The sequence below is a fragment of the Flavobacterium lipolyticum genome (assembly GCF_020905335.1).
GTDB lineage: Bacteria > Bacteroidota > Bacteroidia > Flavobacteriales > Flavobacteriaceae > Flavobacterium > Flavobacterium lipolyticum.
Genome location: NZ_JAJJMN010000001.1, coordinates 3,919,725 through 3,936,083 on the forward strand (window position 1 = coordinate 3,919,725; position 16,359 = coordinate 3,936,083).

Genomic DNA, 16,359 nt, shown 5'->3' on the forward strand with positions numbered 1-16,359 from the left:
GTAGAAAGTCTAACGTCCAATGCCTACAGCCTACAGCTTATAGCGTATAGCTTAAAGCTTATAGCCTAGAACTATTTCCAAGCATTAAACTCATTAATAACATTTACAGCTTCATTTAGATAGGGATTCGTTTTTAGATTGTCGATCTGATATTGGTTGATTGTTTTGTCATTAGGGTATACCCCCAGTAGAAACTGATTTACCGTAGAGTTATACACATCCAGAGGATTGTTTTCATCGTTAAAAGTTGTGATTTCGGTCCAAAGTGAGTTCACTACTTTTTTCTGTTTGAAGACCGCATCTAGAGTCATCGGAATTTCCGCTTTTGGAGTATTGATAAGTTTGTCAATTTTTTGATTGATTTCTTTTATGTTATTGAAAAAATAATTGTCTGCCAATCTTGTTGTACTAGTTTGGGCCAGTTTGTCGATTAGGGCTCTTTTTACGTAAGGCTTGAATTTTAAAGACGGTGTAATACTATCATTTTTAATGGCGGTAGGGAAATTGCTTTCTCGTTGATAAACATTTTCATAGAATTCAGGAAGAATTACATCCGGTTTTACTCCAATATATTGATGACTTTTACCTGTAACTCTGTAAAATTTGTTGATTGTAATTTTTAAAAAATCAGTGTTTTTAGTTTCGTCAAGCGAGAGAATCGTTTGCATGGTCGCTTTCCCAAGGGTAGTACTTCCTAATAATAAAGCACGGTTATAATCCTGCAATATAGAGGAAAAGAATTCACTTGCCGAGGCAGTATTGCTATTGACCAGAATGACTATCGGACCTTTATAAATCAAACCTTTATAGGGATCATTAATAATCGATTTTCCCTGATTACGATCTACAACTATAGAAAGTGGTCCATAGTCAATAAACATTCCGGCTAGTTTTATCGCTTCTTCCATCGATCCGCCACCATTGTCAATTAAATCAATTACGAGTCCCTTAATATTGTCTCTTTCCAGTTTTATAACTTCGCGAGCCACATCATCAGCACAACCTTTGCGACTATTGCCTTCTAAGTCAGCGTAAAAACTTGGAATTTTGATGTACCCAATTTTACTTTCCTTTCCAATAATAAAGCTAAAAACAGAATTCTCTTCGTCTTTCATCACCTTTTTTTCGATATAAACATCAAAGCTTTTACCGGAGTTTCGTTTTAAAGTTAGGGTGATGCTTTTGTTAGATTCCGATAAAATCAAAGTTGAGATGGATTCCAGCGAAGCACAGGAAACTTGTAAAGTTTCTTTTTGATTGGATATTGAAATGATCTGATCGCCTTTTTTGACCTGACCTGTTTGATAAGCAGGACCATTAGGATCAACTTCGGCTACAATGATTTCATTCTTTTCATTTAAATTGACAGTCATTCCTAAAGATAAATGTTCTTTAGAGAGTGAAGCAACAAAGCTCGTTTTAGAATCGTCACTAAAATAGGCAGAATGCGGATCAAAGTAGTTACAAAAGAAATTGTAGAACTTTTCTTCCTGTCTAATATTTGTCTCTAAAAGCGTATTGATTCGGCATATTTCATTGGATAAAATTAGTTTCTTTGATTTGAGCTCTATCGACTGAAAATTGACTTTAATTGAATCTAAATTGTCACTTAGTTCGGCTATCTCATCCAAAATCTGGTAGCGAATTTTTTTAAGCCATACTTTTTCAAGGTTTTCTTTTTTAAGATAAAAAGGAAATGATTTTTTATAAAATCGGATAGTATCTGTTTTGCTGTAATCAATAGGTTCAGTTTGAATTTTTTCAAGAACCTTTTTTGTTCTCAAAAGACTTTCTTTGTATTTGGAAGTAATATCGGCTAAAAAACTGCAATCATTACTAAGAATAAAATCGTCCAGGTTTGTGCGGTATTTCTTTGCCATTTCATCATACTCCGTTTTAAAAAAAATATTTCGGGAAGGATCTAATTCGTTGATCAGATTATCAAAAACAAAAATCGACAAGCTATCATCAACAGGTTTTGGTCGGATGTGCTCTTCCTGAATAACGGCATTTATTTTGTTGACTATTTCGCACGTGGGATTTCCACTTTGACTAAATAGAATATTTGTGGTTAGAATCAACACCAGTGCTATTTTTTTCATAAATGTAAATCTTCGTTCAGACTAAAATTACGCTTATTTTTTTATAAAATCTTATTCTTTTCTAAAAATTCTTACATTCAGATGATTTTTTTCTGCGGAGTTTTCACCACGAATTCACGAATTTGGCGGGCTTTTTTATTTACAATCATTCGTGAATTCGTGGCAAAGAAAACAGGGTATAAAAAAAATGCATTACTTATCAGGCAATGCATTTTCTAATTTTATAGAGATAAAAATCTATTTTTTGTAAAAAGGAAGTTTAACCACTTTAGCAGCTACATCATTTTTTCTGATTCTGATAAAGATATCGCTGTCAACAGCACTATTATTTACCGTAACATATCCTAATCCAATACCTTTGTTCATAGAAGGTGACATAGTTCCTGATGTAACTATACCAATCACAGCACCTGAAGCATCTACAATCTCGTAGTCATGTCTTGGTACCGCACGCTCCTGCATTTCAAAAGCAATTAGTTTTCGGGTAACACCTTCTTCTTTTTGTTTTTTCAGATTTTCAGAATTAGTAAAATCTTTAGTAAACTTAGTAATCCAGCCTAATCCGGCCTCTAAAGGTGAAGTAGCATCGTTAATATCATTTCCGTACAAACAGAATCCCATTTCAAGACGTAAGGTATCACGAGCAGCTAATCCGATAGGTTTAATTCCGAAAGCGGCACCCGCTTCGAAAACTTTATTCCAGATAGCTTCAGCGTCGGCATTTTTACAGTAAATTTCAAATCCACCAGAACCGGTATAGCCAGTTGCAGAAATGATTACATCGTTGAATCCTGCAAAATCAGCCACTTCAAAATGATAATACGTAATTGCTCCTAAGTCGATAGAAGATAAAGGCTGCATCGCTTCAACCGCTTTTGGTCCCTGAATGGCCAATAAAGAATAATCATCAGAAATGTTTTTCATTTCAACACCCAAATCATTGTGCGAAGAAATCCAGTTCCAGTCTTTTTCAATATTTGAAGCATTTACAACCAGTAAATACTCTTCTTCTTTCATTTTATATACAATCAAATCATCTACAATTCCACCTTCGTTGTTTGGCAGACAAGAATATTGTGCTCTTCCGATAGTTAAAGTCGAAGCATCATTTGAAGTTACTTTTTGAATCAAAGCCAAAGCATTTGGACCTGTCAACAAAAATTCTCCCATATGCGAAACGTCAAAAACGCCCACACTGTTGCGAACTGTTTCGTGTTCAGCATTTACGCCTTCATAGGTAATAGGCATATTGTATCCGGCAAAAGGTAGCATTTTTGCTCCTAAACTCTCATGTATGTGCGTAAGCGCAGTATTTTTCATTGTGTTGTTTTATAAAATTGTGTCGCAAATTTATTTAAAAAATATCGAAGATTTATATACTAAATTAATAAAATTCGCAATATTCTTGCCCAATTTATGCATACGAAGCAATATCCTGTAGTTTGAATAGTTTTTGACGTTTTGGTTTTCTAAGGAATGAAAGAAACCTGCTAGAGGCAACAGAATCTGATTTTAGAATCTTACGAAGTGTCTACATCTTTATTTTTTATGTAACTTTAAGAGTCTGTTTAAAATTTATTTTTGAGGTTTATTATCAAAGGATTTTCGAGTGAAACAAGGCAAATTTTTATAGAATAGCAGCGTTATTGTATAAAAATTTGACGAAGTTGTAGCCGAAAATCATCATAAGAAAGCCAATAAATAAATTTTAAACAGGCTCTAAATCATTAAATCTGTCCGATGAAAGATCCATTTCTAATTACAAAAGAAGAGGTTTTAAAATTTCTCCAACCGGTGAATCCTATAACGCATAAGGGACTTCAGGGGCATGCCGTTATCATTGCCGGAAGTTACGGAAAAGTAGGAGCGGCAGTTTTAGCCTCAAAATCCTGTTTAAAATCGGGTTGCGGACTAGTAACGGTTTTTGTACCCAAATGCGGTTATCAAATCCTGCAGATCTCGATTCCGGAGGTGATGGTAATAACCGATGAAAACACTAATTTCCTGACCAGCATTCATCTTCCGTTAGTACCTCAGGCCATCGGAATTGGACCCGGAATAGGAGTGGAACTGGGTACTCAAAAAGCGCTTTTTGAGTTTTTAAGAGTGAACAAATCTCCTTTAGTACTGGATGCCGATGCTCTGAATATTATGGCAGAAAATTTAACCTGGCTCGAATTAGTTCCTGAAAATACTATTCTGACACCACATCCGAAAGAACTCGAGCGTTTGATAGGTAAGTGGAATTCGGAATCGGAAAAGTTTCAAAAAACGATTGCTTTTTCAGAAAAGTACAAAGTAATCATGGTCATGAAAGGCGCACCAACCTACATCATCATTAAGACTGAGATTTACGAAAACACCACCGGTAATGCAGCTTTAGCCACTGCCGGAAGCGGAGATACCCTCACAGGAATCATTACGGGTTTACTGGCTCAGGGCTACGAACCTAAATACGCAGCAAAACTAGGCGTTTTTCTCCACGGACTTACAGCCGATATTGCGTTACCAAAAACAGGTTATGAATCTTTTACAGCTTCTACTATTATTAAGTATTTGGGAAAAGCTTTTTTGAGCTTGGTTTAACCGCAAGGCACGCAAAGTTTTACGCAAAGGTTCGCAAGGTTTTTGTAGATAGCTTTGTAAACTTCCTCCACAGACTAACGGCTGGTATTATTTTGTCGACAACAAGTAATGAATCTTTTACGTCTTGTGCTGTTATGAAGTATTTTGGAAAAGCTTTTTTGAGTTTGGTTTAACCGCAAGGCACGCAAAGTTTTACGCAAAGACTCGCAAAGATTTTGCACAAAGCCTTGCGAACCTTTATGCTTTATAAGAATCTTAAAGACAAAACCCTCGCGAACTTTGTGAAAAAAAAATCTAAGCAGTCTAAGCAGTCTAAGTAAGTCTAATATTCTAAAAATCCAATAATCTAAAAATCTAAATTGCTAAGTTTGTATCTATGAAAAATACTTTTGATCTGAGAACAGTAAACGTCATGCGTTATATAACGCCATTGCGCGAGGGAGGTTCTTTACCTGCTTTGGCAGAAGCCGATGACGATTTTAAATACGTCTTAAAATTTAGAGGAGCCGGTCATGGTGTAAAAGCTTTGATTGCCGAATTGGTGGGTGGGCAAATCGCAAAAGCTTTAAAATTGCAGCTTCCGGAATTAGTTTTCGCCAATCTTGACGAAGCGTTTGGAAGAACGGAAGCTGATGAAGAAATTCAGGATTTACTGCAGGGAAGCCAGGGATTAAATCTGGCACTCCATTTTTTATCAGGAGCCATCACATTCGATCCTGTGGTGACTACTGTTGATGCTAAGCTGGCTTCGCAAATTGTTTGGCTGGATGCTTATATTACCAATGTCGACCGTACTTTCAAAAATACAAATATGTTAATTTGGCATAAAGAATTATGGCTGATCGATCACGGAGCGTGTTTGTATTTTCATCATTCCTGGAACAATTGGGAACAGCATGCCAAAAGTCCGTTTGCATTAATTAAAGACCATGTTTTATTGCCGCAAGCTTCGCTTTTAAAGGAAGTAGATGCTGAATTTAAAGCGCTTTTATCGCACGAAATATTAGAAGAAATTGTAAATACAATTCCACTGGAATGGCTGCAATGGGAAGATACCGACGAAGAGCCGGAAACCTTGCGAAAGGTGTATTTACAGTTCTTGCAGACCCGATTAAATCATTCAGAAATCTTTGTAAACCAGGCGCAAAATGCAAGATAATCACTTATATGAGTATGCCGTAATCCGCGTGGTGCCAAGAGTAGAGCGCGAAGAGTTTCTGAATATCGGAATCATTTTGTTTTGCAAAAAAAAGAAATTCATAAAAGTTCTTTTTCATCTGAATAAAGAAAGAATACAAGCCCTTTCTGCCGACTTTGACATCGAGCAATTAGAATGTAATTTAACGTCATTAGAAAAAATTGTTAATGGGGCTAAAGACGGCGGTCCGATCGCTGAATTTGAGATTCCGGAACGTTTTAGATGGCTCACGGCCATTAGAAGTTCGGCAATACAAACATCAAGACCCCATCCGGGCTTATGTCAGGACTTAGAAAAAACGATTCAGAGATTATTTGAAGAATTGGTTCTTTAGAGGAGGTTTAGAGTTGCAGAGATACAAAGGTTCAGAGGTTTTTAGTAGAAAAGGGTATCACTGTCTGATATGTTTAAAAAAAATGCAAAGACGCTAAGACCTAAATAATATAAAACTTTGTGACTTAGCGTCTTTGTGAGACTAAAAAATGTTGAATTCTTTTGATTTTGTGTAAAACCTTCTTTTGCAAATTTCTATAATTCCGATGCTTATCATTAGACAGTTTTTTGCCGGGAATTGTTAGAAAGAAAATACCTGTTATTGTTTTTAATTTTTTAAGTTTGCTTCATAAAAAACAGTCCAAATTAAATTTAAATCCCCTTTGTAAACCTACAAAAAGTATGAAGTTTCAAAAATTACCTTTGTTACCATTGGCCTTAATGGTACTTTCTCTTTATTCCTGTACGTCAGAAGATTCTCCAACATCAGGTGAAATAACAGATCCCGCCGTAATTAATCCGGCAGAACAAAAATTAGTTTCAATTGCTTATCCCTCAAGTAATAATCTGGCTTATATGATGGATAAACAGGAGTTTAAATATGATAATTCTAAACGTATTAATGTGATTGGGAGCTATTTATCTGTTTCTTATGTTGGAGACGATTTGATTGAAACCAAAACATTAGGAGATAATGTATCTAATGCTGACATTGAAAACAAAACATCGATAGTGTTAAAGAATAAAAATGTTACCAGTATCATTTCTAACACAGTTTTTAAAAGAACTACGGGAGAAACTTACAGTATCGAAAGAGATTCAACTGTTTATAGCTATGCGAATGAATACATCTCTAAGATTTTAAGCTATCATAAGAAATCTGTTGACGGGGATGGAAAGTATCGTTTACAAAGACAATTGGATTTCCAGGTTACAGCAGGAAATATTACACAAGTTAAAACTGCTGAATATGGTGAAGTAGTCGTTAGTAATTATACTTATGATAGTACACCAAATATTTTAATGGGAGATATTGCATATGAAACACCACTATCTTTAATTAGAGGGTATAACATTTTATTACATGATAAATTAGGAAAAAGAAACGTAAATAATGTTGTTTCAATGGAAAATGTATTTAAAGAAACACCTTTTCAAAAATCTTACAAAACTGTAAATTACAGAAGAAACGTAGATAAATACGGAAGAATTAGCGAAATTGTATTATCCGGAAGTTGTGTAACCAGCAATCCATTCAATACGGCTACCAATTTTACAGATGAAAAAGTAATCTTCGAATACAAATAAAAAATCTCGCAAAGTTGGAGAGACATAAAGATTCAGAGGTTTGAAGCGACGAAAGTTAACTTAAGCGCAAAGTTCGCAAAGATTTAATGTAAAGCTTTGCGAACTTTTATATTTCATGAAATTTTCAACAGATTAAAAGCATTGTAGTTTTTGCATCAAAGCTAAAACCTGAAACCTGAAACCTAAAACTTGAAACCTAAAACTTGAAACCTAAAACTTGAAACAAAAGAAACCTGAAACAAAAGAAACCTGAAACCTGAAACTTGAAACCTGAAACTTGAAACAAAAAAAACACGAACTACAAAACTGTAATCCGTGGTTTCAAAATAAAACTAACTTGTATTTATTAATTGTAACGGATTAAAACGATCCGCAGATATTGCCTCCTAAAGTTGCTCCTGCATTGGCAGAGATATCAGCTTTAACAGCAGTTTTGTTCAGTTTTACGATCGAATAGGGTGGAGTAAAAGCAGTACCGCTTCCTGCTTGATTTCCGGTTGTATTGGTGAAAACATTGTCTGTTGCTGTAACAGCAGTAAAACCGCTCATTAGATCGATAGGCGTTTTTACACCTTCAAAAACGTTGCTTTCTACATTTAGATTCGCTTCAAAACCTGCCGCAATACATTTATTACTTACTGTGCTGTTAAAGAAGTTGTTTACCAGATGTATCCTTCCAAAACGTACTCTTGGCATTCTTTCTTTGCATCCCGGAGCCCACCAGCAGCGAGCGAAAGTGATTCTTAATTTTCCACGGTCGGCAGTTGCACCATCACTGGAACCAATTAAATTAGAATACCTGTGATCGTCAGAACCTCCTGGACCTCCGGCTTTAGGAGCTTTTAAATAACCGAATTTTGTATACGAAACCGTAATAAAATCTGATTTGTTTTTGATATCGAAGTTCCCGTCAACGCCATCTCTGAATTCGCAATGGTCTACCCATACATTTTGGCAATCATCTAAAATAGCATTGTCCCAACCATCTGTGTCATAAGCACCCGGACCTTCAAAAATAAGATTTCTGATAATAAGATTGGTGCATCTTTTAATGTTGATGATACCCGAACCGTCTTTCGTTTGGTTAGTCGAAACCAGTTTTGCACCGCTTGCACCATAAATGGTTTTGCCACTTTGATCCTGTAGTGATAATCTTGTAGTAACCGTAATGGTACCGGTAACTTTAATCACTTTTACAGCACTGTTTTCAATAGCCGATTTCAGCTGTGTATAATTCGAAACTACTTCTTCTGGAGAGGAACCTCCACCAGTTGTCCCTCCATTTTGAGAAGCCCATCCCGGAACCTGGGCGCAGTTTCCAATTTTTGCCGTCAAATTACCGGAAGTTGTTGGAGAGGTTTCGATAGTAGCATTTTCACTACTTTGCGGGGTAGCAATTTCTTCGGTATTACAGGCTGCAAAACCGAAAATCAATGTCAATAGAAACACTGAGATTGTTGATTTAAATTTCATAATAATTAAGTTTGGTTAAATAGTTAATAGTGCAAATCTGCTTATAATTAGGATGAAAAAAGTTGAACAAGTTCAATGTTTTGAAAATAATTTACTGTTAAATGTGTTTTCGGTAGTCGTTACATTACAAAAAAGTATATTTTTGTGTAATCGATTGCATTATTTTTCATTCATTCACCTACTTACGTCCCTGAGTAAGAATAAAAAGTAAATACCATATGTACAAAGACCTACGATTAAGTATCGAGCGCAAGATTCCGTTAACAGATGAGGAATGGAATTTTGTAGTTGAAAAAGTAAAGTTTATTAAACTTAAGAAAAACGAATTTTTGCAGATTCAGGATTCAAAGAGTTCTTATGAAGGCTTTATTTTGAAAGGTACTTTTAAAACTTATATTTTAAATGACAACGGAACCGAAAGTGTCATTTTCTTCTCTTTCGAAAATGAATGGATTTGTGACCTTGAAAGCTTCTATCATCAAAAACCTACGACTTATAATATCAAAGCAATAGAAGAAAGTGAAATCTTGGTGATCAGTAAGAAAAACAAAGCACTTTTGTTCGAACAAGTCCCCAAGTTGATTCAGTTTCATATTTTAATGGTTGAAAGGGCTAATATTGCCATTCAACAAAGACTTATTGATGTATTAAACAAAACTTCCAAGCAAAGATATTTGGAGTTTATGGCACGATATTCACACAAGGCTGATAAAATCAATAACCGGAATTTATCCTCTTATCTGGGAGTTTCTCACGAGTTTTTGTCAAAGATTAAGAGAAGCTGCTAAGATTCTAAGAGGCTGAGTTTTTTTAATAGTATGCTTTGATAAATAGAAGAAAGAGGCAAGAAGAAAGAAGCTTAAACTTTGCGCCTTTGCGAGCATATGCCATACCTGCCAAAAAAAACTTTGCGAATCTTTGCGTAACTCTTCGCGAATGTTGCGGTTAAATTCATTCCGGAATTAAAAATCCAATACTCCAAATAGGCATTTATTAGAAAAGTGAAGTGTTATGTTTTTCTTTTCCGGATTTTCAATGATCAGTAAATCATAAGGTTTTAGATCGTACGTCTTCTCATTAATTTGAACAACGGTTGTATCTAAAGAAAATAAAAGTACGATTTGAGCATTACAATTTTGATTAACAGCTGTTATTTTCATTGGTAATGGGATATTAAGATTCTAAGAGGCTAAGGGGCTGAGTTTTTTTAGTAGTATGCTTTGATAAATAGAAGAAAGAGGCAAGAAGAAAGAAGCTTAAACTTTGTGCCTTTGCGAGCATATACCATACCTGCCAAAAAAACTTTGCGAATCTTTGCGTAACCCTTCGCGAACGTTGCAGTTAAATTCATTCCGGATTTTCAATCACTAACAAATCATAAGGTTTTAGATCGTACGGCTTCTCATTAATTTGAACAACGGTTGTATCTAAAGAAAATAAAAGTACGATTTGAGCATTACAATTTTGATTAGCAGCTGTTATTTTCAGTTGGTCATGGGATATTAAGATTCTAAGAGGCTAAGGGGCTGAGTTTTTTTAGTAGTATGCTTTGATAAATAGAAGAAAGAGGCAAGAAGAAAGAAGCTTAAACTTTGCGCCTTTGCGAGCATATGCCATACCTGCCAAAAAAACTTTGCGAATCTTTGCGTAACCCTTCGCGAACGTTGCGGTTAAATTCATTCCGGATTTTCAATCACCAGTAAATCATAAGGTTTTAAATCGTACGGCTTCTCATTAATTTGAATAACGGTTGTATCTATAGAAAATAAAAGTACGATTTGAGCATTACAATTTTGATTAGCAGCTGTTATTTTCAGTTGGTGATGGGATATTAAGAGGCTAAGGGGCTGAGTTTTTTTTAGTAGTATGCTTTGATAAATAGAAGAAAGAGGCAAGAACAAAGAAGAGCTTAAACTCTGTGACTTTGCGCCTTTGCGAGCATATGCCATACCTGCCCAAAAAACTTTGCGAATCTTTGCGTAACCCTTCGCGAATGTTGCGGTTAAATTCATTCTAGAATTAAAAATCCAATACTCCAAAGAGGCATTTATTAGAAAAGTGAAGTGTTATGTTTTTCTTTTCCGGATTTTCAATCACCAGTAAATCATAAGGTTTTAAATCGTACGGCTTCTCATTAATTTGAACAACGGTTGTATCTAAAGAAAATAAAAGTACGATTTGAGCATTACAATTTTGATTAACAGCTGTTATTTTCAGTTGATGATGGGATATTTTTTCAGAAACCATCCAGTTAAAATCAATGCCTTTTGTAAAAGAAGTTACGGCATCATTTGAGTTAAATTCCATGATTTCATATTGCTCATATATCTTCTTTTGTTTGTTTATCTCAATATGCAAATCGTTATCAAGCATAACCAGATATCGATGATAACCTTTAAATTGGGTAAATACCGATGGTTCCTGCTCTATGGTAGCACTGCTTATTCTGAATGCGAAATCTCTATCAGCGTAGTTTGCTGTTTTTGGATAGATCATATATTCATACGTCAATCCACCGCTCCAAACAGCGGGTTTACAATTTTCTTTGGGTAAAAGGTGTAGGGTCATTTTTTTATTATTGGAGGTTCAGAGAGGCAAAGGTTTTTCTGAGTTACTAAGTTTTTTTAGTTTTTACTTTCAAACCTCAAACCTCAAACCTGAAACTTGAAACTTGAAACTTGAAACAAATAAAACTAAATAACCTTCTCTAAGTAAATAAACTCCAGAGGTTTTTCAGAAATAGTAACATGAATTTCACTTACTGGAAAAGCTTCTCTCTCGCCTGTATCAACGTAGCCGTGACGTTTGTACCACGCAATAAGTTCATCCCGAACCGAGATCACCGTCATAATAATACTGGATAATCCCAAAGCTTTCGCATGATTTTCAGCTTCTGCCAGCATTTTTTTTCCGATACCGCTGTTTTGTAATTCCGGTGAAACCGTTAACATTCCGAGATACAATTGCTGTCCTTTTTCGACCAGTAAAACCGAACCTATAATTTGGTCATTTTCGGTGTATTTTAGAATGGTGTTTTTAGGATCCAGAAAAATTTCGGTCATTTCCTGTTCGTCAGTTCTTTTTCCTTCTAATAAATTGGCTTCGGTTGTCCAGCCTTTTTTGGAGGTTTCGCCTCTGTAGGCCGAATTGATTAAAACGGTTAACGCCGGAATGTCCTGTAAGGAAGCTTTTGTAATCATGAATTATTGTAGTTGTAATTTAGCTTTAATGTATTGGCTGTAATTAATTTTAACACATAGAGACATAGGTTCAGTATTTTTGAAAAAGACGTTTCACTTTATTTTAATTCACATATACTTCTATGTGAAAGAAATTTGTTTCTCTTTTTCGTTCTCTTTGATTGTGCTTAAAAATCTATGTTTCTATGTGTTAAATCAATTTTTGTTCATTAAACCCAAGAGGTTCTATTTAGTATTTTGCAGGTTGTCCGGCTTTAGGTAAGGATTGCTTAATGAAAGTTCTGATGTCTTCGTTGGCAGCTTCCAGATCGGCTTTTCTTAGGTACATCATGTGACCGCTTCTGTAACCTTTCCATGACATTCTATCGGTTAGTTTTCCGCTTGGATCCATTTGCCATAAATCGTATTTTGAATTAAAGTAATCGCAGGCGCCATCGTAATATCCGGATTGTACCATGACATGCAAATATGGATTTTGTGCCATAGCTTGTCTCAGGTTTTCGCCTGTTTTATCATTCGATCTGTCCCAAGGATGCACAGAGCCGAACATATTGTATTTAAAATCTGTTTTATAGTTCAGATTGTTACGCAGGTACATATTGATGGCAGGCGTAAACGAGTGCAGCCAGGAAGTAAGTTCGGCATTAAAATCAGGGCTTTCGCCTGAGTCTTTGCGGTCAATTCCTTTGTATCTCGAATCAAGTCTTCCTACCGTATAGCCCTTATCTCTTAGCAGTTCTTTCCAAAAATAATCATAAGGAAGGTCCAAATTGTTTTGCTGGATCACTTTCTCCGGAATACCGGAATAACGTGCTATTTTAGCGCCAATTTCTTTTCTTTTTTGTTCGTTCAGAGATCCTCCTTTGGTCAATGCAGGAAGAAGTTCGTTGACGGTAAAATCTTCCACTTCGGGTAACATATCCGTTAAATCTTTGTTTTGCAGATCAGGAGGAAGCATTTTGTGGTACCAGGCAGTAGCTGCAAAATAAGGCAATTTAAGAGCAGCATCAGAAACCACGCCACGTGTTATTCCTAATTCAGTTGGAGAAACCAAAATCACTCCGTTAAGATACATCCACTGACTGTTTTGCAATTGAAGCGCTAATCCCGAAACACGGGTTGTACCATAACTTTCACCAATTAGGTATTTAGGAGAAGCCCAGCGATTGGTACGGGTTACAAAACCATTGATCCAGTCGGCCAGATATTTAATGTCGGCATTTACGCCAAAGAATTTTGTAGTAGGAATGTCTTTGCTGGTAGGTCTGGAATAAGCCGTATTCACAGGGTTTACAAAAACAATATCGGCAACATCTAAAATCGAATATGGATTTTCCTTTATTCCGTAAGGTTGTACAGGATATCCCTCATCATCAATGTTTAAGAGACTCGGTCCTGTGTAAGCAATCTGCATCCAAACCGAAGCAGAGCCCGGACCACCGTTAAAGGAAATAACTAGCGGACGCGAAGCCTGATCTTTTACATCAGAACGCTCATAATAGGTGTAGAACAATCCGGCAATTGCTTTTCCGTCTTCGTCCCAAACCGGCATCGTACCTGTTGTAGCTTTGTAAGGAACTTTTTGTCCTTTTATGGTAACGGAGTGATTGGTGATCACACTAGCATCCGGATTGAAAGTAAGATTAGAAGGCGAATTTTCTTCTTTTGCAGGGGCTTGGGGAGCTTTTGGTTTTGATTCCTGAGCAGATGAAATTAAGGATCCGGCTAAAAGGAATACAAATAATGTTTTTTTCATAAAAGTAGGGTGTTAATAGAAATTAATGCTCTAAACAGGTGGCTGTATTTAGAATTTTTAAAGATATAAAAATAATCATAAGTGAGGGTTTTTAATCTCTAAGAGAGGAGAAGTAATTTTAGGAAGGTCTAAGTGGGATAGGGATCCCCCATGTTTTTTGAATAGCCTCCTGCTTTAGCTGGAGGTTTTAGGAAGTTTTCATTGTGGCTTTAGCCAAAAATAAGTATTTGGCTAAAGCCCAATTCTTATTTTTGAATACAAAACCCCTAGCTGAAGTTGAGGGCTATTGAAGTGATTTATATTGAAGTTAATTTTTTAGATTTTTTTTTGAATAGCGTCCAGCTTCAACTGGAGAAAATAAAGAAGAGAATAGGAAATGGCTTTAGCCGAATTTTTTGTGATTTAATTTGTTTGTGTTCGGGAGCAGGATGAAATCAACAATTTTCTAACTTCCCCTCTAAGGATTATTACTAAATAGAATAATGGTTTTTGATTTATTTTTAAGAGCAAAATACTTACTTTTGGCGCCTCATTTGGGGAAAGCCCTACTAATTAATTTTTACAAACTAAATATGAAATTTAAAAAATTACTATTACTCTTTTTACCGCTTATTTTTTTTAGCATTGTTTCCTGCTCTTCTGATTCTGAAAATCCACAACCCACTATTAAAAATCCTGAGGTTATAGATCCTGTGACTAAAAAAATAAGCACAGCTAAATATTCCTATGATGGGGGGCATCCTTTACCATACACTTTGAATGAAGTAAAACATGAGTTTGATAATTTGAATAGAATTAGCAAAATTAGCATGGATGGTTGGATTTATGGTGTTACTTATGTGAGTTCTGATATCATAAAAATTAATTTGATAGAAGATCCTGTCGCCGGATATAAAAACTATTCAGAAAAAACACTGAAATTAAAAAATGGAGATATTACCACTATAATTGAGAGAAGCTCTTTTTTAAACGAAAGTACAAATGAAGCATTTGGTGCAAAGATAGATTCTGTTACTTTTGCTTATTCGGATCGTTATCTTTCTAAAATTCAATACTATTCAAGTAAAGATAATGGAAAAAGCTATACTTTAGGAGGTCAATTTGACTTTCAAGTTACAGATGGAAATATTACTCAGCTTAAAAGAACTAATATTTCTATAGGGAATGTTAATATTATGAAATATAAATACGATAACAGTGCTTATATTAATTTTGGAGATATTAACTTTGAAACTCCTATTTTCTGTGTTAGTGGAGCATTTGCAACTTTTTTTGATGACAAGTTAGGTAAAAAGAGTAAAAATAATATCGTAGATATAGAATTTGATAACAATGAAGATATCGTTTTTATGGTAGGTTATACCTATTTTAAAAACATTAGCATAAAAAGAAATTTTGATAAATCCGGAGAATTAAATGAGATTTTAATGTCAGGAACTACCTATAGGTATTCAAAGAACGGTCCTACTACTACGACTAGTACTAAAACTTTTTCGGATGCAAAAGTGAATTTGATTTATAAGTAATTAGAAGGAATAACTGTAAAATTAAAAAGTTCGCAAAGTTTAAACCAAACTTTGCGAACTTTTTAAATTTTTGGAAATTCTAAGCGGTATAAACTAAGAATCTTTAGTCAAAAGCATAAACTTCTACCTTAAAAGTAAGTAATTTCAAAGTTTCTTTAAAAAAAAGATACTATTACCCCAGAAAATCCTCGCTATCGCGAGCGTCTCGCTGGTGTCCGTTCCAATTGATTTTTGAATTTCTTTGTGTTCACGAGCGGGACGCTCGCGCTAGCGGGGAATTGCTTTGTGGGCACGGATTGCAAATCCGCGCTATCGTTGCGGAGATAAATCTGCGCGATCAGGGTTATTACTCTTTTGTAGATAATGGTAATATGTTGGCAATTAGAAAGTTTCGTGTTCAAGTATAGTATTGCCATTGCTATCGCTAGCGCGAGCGTCTCGCTCGTGCCCGCTTCAATTGGCTTTTGAATTTCTTTGTGTTCACGAGCGGGACGCTCGCGCAAGGGAAATAATTATTCTAATATTTTAATTGTATTATAGAACTTAAAAGCATCAGACTAGCTAAAGAAGCCAGAAATAAGATTAATTCTTTTTTAATATTGTAAAATACTTTTTCTTCCCTTAATTTATACAAAATAGAAATTACAAATAAGATAATAGCATTGAAAAACAATGTGAAAACAGATAGAAATACTATAAAATAATTAATGGAATAACTTTCAAATCCATTAGAAAGTAAAGTAAAAATTATAGCAAACAATAATATTGAAATTAAAAACCAAGATGAGATTCTTATTAGATTTTTAATGACTTCAAATTTTTCAAAATTATATATTTTACTCATGTTTTGATATTGTTTTTAGGTTTTAAAGATTAATAAATTATTGAAAAGCGCATCTTACATAGCTAATTTGTTTTTTACAGAAATCTATTTTAG

15 protein-coding genes are annotated in these 16,359 nt (G+C 35.0%); 6 read left to right on the plus strand and 9 right to left on the minus strand.

What is annotated here, in order from left to right:
• Positions 1–71 precede the first annotated feature (71 nt).
• Positions 72–2,102: a S41 family peptidase gene (locus tag LNQ34_RS16720; RefSeq protein WP_202703276.1), complete on the minus strand. Its 2,031-nt coding sequence runs from the start codon at positions 2,100–2,102 to the stop codon at positions 72–74.
• Between the two features lie 237 nt (positions 2,103–2,339).
• Entirely contained in the window at positions 2,340–3,422 is a 1,083-nt protein-coding gene (gcvT, locus tag LNQ34_RS16725) for a glycine cleavage system aminomethyltransferase GcvT (RefSeq protein WP_230000520.1), read from the minus strand.
• 420 nt (positions 3,423–3,842) lie between these two features.
• On the opposite strand from gcvT, the gene LNQ34_RS16730 reads away from it, so the two are divergent.
• The 4 genes from LNQ34_RS16730 (at position 3,843) to LNQ34_RS16745 (ending at position 7,467) form a co-directional block, all read left to right on the plus strand.
• Entirely contained in the window at positions 3,843–4,688 is an 846-nt protein-coding gene (locus LNQ34_RS16730) for an NAD(P)H-hydrate dehydratase (protein ID WP_202703278.1), read from the plus strand.
• Positions 4,689–5,064: 376 nt separating this feature from the next.
• A complete protein-coding gene (locus LNQ34_RS16735; RefSeq protein WP_202703279.1) occupies positions 5,065–5,847 on the plus strand; it encodes a HipA family kinase in 783 nt (260 codons plus the stop codon).
• On the plus strand, positions 5,837–6,220 hold the full coding sequence (locus tag LNQ34_RS16740; RefSeq protein ID WP_017498237.1) for a DUF3037 domain-containing protein: 384 nt from the start codon (positions 5,837–5,839) through the stop codon (positions 6,218–6,220). The genes LNQ34_RS16735 and LNQ34_RS16740 overlap by 11 nt, the downstream gene beginning before the upstream one ends.
• A 341-nt stretch (positions 6,221–6,561) precedes the next feature.
• Entirely contained in the window at positions 6,562–7,467 is a 906-nt protein-coding gene (locus LNQ34_RS16745; RefSeq protein WP_230000521.1) for a hypothetical protein, read from the plus strand.
• A gap of 360 nt (positions 7,468–7,827) precedes the next feature.
• Here LNQ34_RS16745 and LNQ34_RS16750 read toward each other — a convergent pair whose 3' ends face one another.
• Complete coding sequence (locus LNQ34_RS16750) at positions 7,828–8,940, minus strand: pectate lyase family protein (protein WP_202703282.1); 1,113 nt, start codon at positions 8,938–8,940, stop codon at positions 7,828–7,830.
• Between the two features lie 218 nt (positions 8,941–9,158).
• Here LNQ34_RS16750 and LNQ34_RS16755 point away from each other — a divergent pair, with 218 nt between their 5' ends.
• Entirely contained in the window at positions 9,159–9,728 is a 570-nt protein-coding gene (locus tag LNQ34_RS16755; protein WP_202703283.1) for a Crp/Fnr family transcriptional regulator, read from the plus strand.
• A gap of 174 nt (positions 9,729–9,902) precedes the next feature.
• On the opposite strand, the gene LNQ34_RS16760 is transcribed toward LNQ34_RS16755, so the two are convergent.
• The 5 genes from LNQ34_RS16760 to LNQ34_RS16780 form a co-directional block, all read right to left on the minus strand.
• Positions 9,903–10,100: a hypothetical protein gene (locus LNQ34_RS16760; RefSeq protein ID WP_230000522.1), complete on the minus strand. Its 198-nt coding sequence runs from the start codon at positions 10,098–10,100 to the stop codon at positions 9,903–9,905.
• A 516-nt stretch (positions 10,101–10,616) separates the two neighbouring features.
• Entirely contained in the window at positions 10,617–10,952 is a 336-nt protein-coding gene (locus LNQ34_RS16765) for a hypothetical protein (RefSeq protein ID WP_230000523.1), read from the minus strand.
• Positions 10,953–10,959: 7 nt separating this feature from the next.
• A complete protein-coding gene (locus LNQ34_RS16770) occupies positions 10,960–11,508 on the minus strand; it encodes a HutD family protein (RefSeq protein ID WP_230000524.1) in 549 nt (182 codons plus the stop codon).
• Between the two features lie 125 nt (positions 11,509–11,633).
• Positions 11,634–12,140, minus strand: a complete 507-nt coding sequence (locus tag LNQ34_RS16775) for a GNAT family N-acetyltransferase (RefSeq protein ID WP_230000525.1) — start codon at positions 12,138–12,140, stop codon at positions 11,634–11,636.
• Positions 12,141–12,369: 229 nt separating this feature from the next.
• On the minus strand, positions 12,370–13,896 hold the full coding sequence (locus LNQ34_RS16780; RefSeq protein WP_230000526.1) for a S10 family peptidase: 1,527 nt from the start codon (positions 13,894–13,896) through the stop codon (positions 12,370–12,372).
• A 572-nt stretch (positions 13,897–14,468) separates the two neighbouring features.
• On the opposite strand from LNQ34_RS16780, the gene LNQ34_RS16785 reads away from it, so the two are divergent.
• Complete coding sequence (locus LNQ34_RS16785) at positions 14,469–15,422, plus strand: hypothetical protein (RefSeq protein WP_230000527.1); 954 nt, start codon at positions 14,469–14,471, stop codon at positions 15,420–15,422.
• A gap of 517 nt (positions 15,423–15,939) precedes the next feature.
• Here the strand turns inward: LNQ34_RS16785 and LNQ34_RS16790 are convergent.
• Positions 15,940–16,266: a hypothetical protein gene (locus LNQ34_RS16790; RefSeq protein ID WP_230000528.1), complete on the minus strand. Its 327-nt coding sequence runs from the start codon at positions 16,264–16,266 to the stop codon at positions 15,940–15,942.
• Positions 16,267–16,359 lie beyond the last annotated feature (93 nt).